Source organism: Desulfurobacterium indicum, assembly GCF_001968985.1.
GTDB classification, from domain to species: domain Bacteria; phylum Aquificota; class Aquificia; order Desulfurobacteriales; family Desulfurobacteriaceae; genus Desulfurobacterium_A; species Desulfurobacterium_A indicum.
Map to the genome: position 1 here is coordinate 1 of NZ_MOEN01000056.1, position 1,814 is coordinate 1,814.

At 34.6% G+C, this 1,814-nt stretch carries 2 protein-coding genes; both read left to right on the forward strand.

Annotation, left to right across the window (positions count from 1 at the left end):
• Window positions 1-189: 189 nt before the first annotated feature.
• Entirely contained in the window at window positions 190-894 is a 705-nt protein-coding gene (locus tag BLW93_RS08620; protein WP_144444042.1) for a hypothetical protein, read from the forward strand.
• Entirely contained in the window at window positions 895-1,722 is an 828-nt protein-coding gene (locus tag BLW93_RS08625; protein WP_076713661.1) for a TM1802 family CRISPR-associated protein, read from the forward strand. It begins immediately after the preceding gene.
• Window positions 1,723-1,814 lie beyond the last annotated feature (92 nt).

Genomic DNA, 1,814 nt, shown 5'->3' on the forward strand with positions numbered 1-1,814 from the left:
TGTAGTTCCATTTTTGCCTCCTGGGGTTGGTATTTGTGGGGTGTTCCCCAGGAGGTTATCCCATTTCTCAAGCTTACACAAAATATCGTACACTACCGGCAAACTGTGTGGGGTGCTATGGTTAACGCTTACTTGCATAAAAACAAGACATCTTCTTCAGAAATAGAAAATATTCAAAAAAGGTTTGAAATGATAACAAACTTTTTTCCTTCATTTGACGGTAATAATATCTTAGAACCTGCTTACAAAAACGGAGAATTCATTTATAAAATAAACGGAAAATACATCTCAGAAGAGCAATTTAGACTCTATTTCGTAGATGCTGATTTCAAAACATCAATAGATCCATTAACAATAACAGCGAAGGAAAAGCAACTGTATGAGTTTGAGTATATTCTGCCCAAACCAAAAAAGGAGTTTTTAAAAGATGTAGAAAATTTAGAATTTCAAGGACAGTTATATTGGATAGGTCTAATAAAAATAGAAGATAAAAAAAAGGGGGAATTTTTGAAGAATAACCCAAAAATATTTGTAGGAAAAATATTTGTAGGTGGAGATACCCGATACGGCTACGGCTTGTTAAAAATTATAGAGTGTAAAGAAGCAAAAGAAGAGCTTAAAAACTGGCATTTAAATGATGAAGGAAAATTTGAGTATGATGACAAAACACCCTTAAGGAATTTCTTTGAATTTAAAAGTAACATAAAATTTAAAGGAGAGATAAAATTAATCCCGGAATTGGAATTTACCAACAGAGACCCTCGTGTAAAGGATGCAAAATTTTACATAACCCCCGGTAGCATATTAGAACCAGAAAACAATGAAAATAATAATTTAGACAACTTAACATTAAAATTAGTTTTAAAAAAAGGAAAATTTATTCTGGAGACTTGAATGATAGAAGCAATTTATAATCTTGGAGAGATTCTGTTGAAAAATGATAGTAATGCTGATGAAGTAACGCCAGAATCGGTAAGTGCTGATAGGCTGGTCATTGTAAACCTTGATAAAAACGGCAAATTAATCAATATCACCGATACAGAAAATGTATCTGAATACGAAAGCAAACTGCTCTATAAAAGAGTCAGTGCTTCCAGAAGGTGTAACTCCTGTACCCCTACATTTTTCCTGAATGTAAAAGAACCTTCTAAAAGTATAATTTGCTTAAAGTCAATATTTAACTGGTTGAAAAAATATAGTGAATCAATCATGGAACCGGAAAATTATGATGAAATTCTTAAAGCGTTAGAAGACTACCTTAAAAACTTTCCTCCCAAAGGCAGAGAAAAAATCCTCCTCACCGTCACCATAGACAGAAAATTTCCTGCAGAAATTCCCGAAATAGTAAATGCCTTTAAAAAAGGATACATTCAAGACCTCGGATTTGACGAAATTGCAACATGTTCATTGTGCGGAGAGATTACCGAAGTCTCGGGGCAAAAATCTCCATTCCGTTTCTACACACTTGACAAGATAGGTTACATTTCCGGATTCTCCAAAAGAAATCATGCAAGGGGATTCCCCGTATGTTTTAAATGCTTTAAAAAGTTAGAAAAAGCCAAACAATACATATCCGGAAGAACCTTTATTTTAGCTAAAAGCGCACCTCGATACTGGCTCATCCCAAACGTCGTTTTAGAAAAGCAACCTTCTGACAGGGATACACTACAGGAACTGATTGAAAACATTTACGACCTTGAATACATGAAAAGTTATAGGTAGTGTACGATATTTTGTGTAAGCTTGAGAAATGGGATAACCTCCTGGGGAACACCCCACAAATACCAACCCCAGGAGGCAAAAATGGAACTACA

Bases quoted from the DNA above. Each gene is read 5' to 3' on its own strand.
- BLW93_RS08625 (WP_076713661.1), top strand. From the start codon at position 895: ATGATAGAAGCAATTTATAATCTTGGAGAGATTCTGTTGAAAAATGAT.
- BLW93_RS08620 (WP_144444042.1), top strand. From the start codon at position 190: ATGATAACAAACTTTTTTCCTTCATTTGACGGTAATAATATCTTAGAA.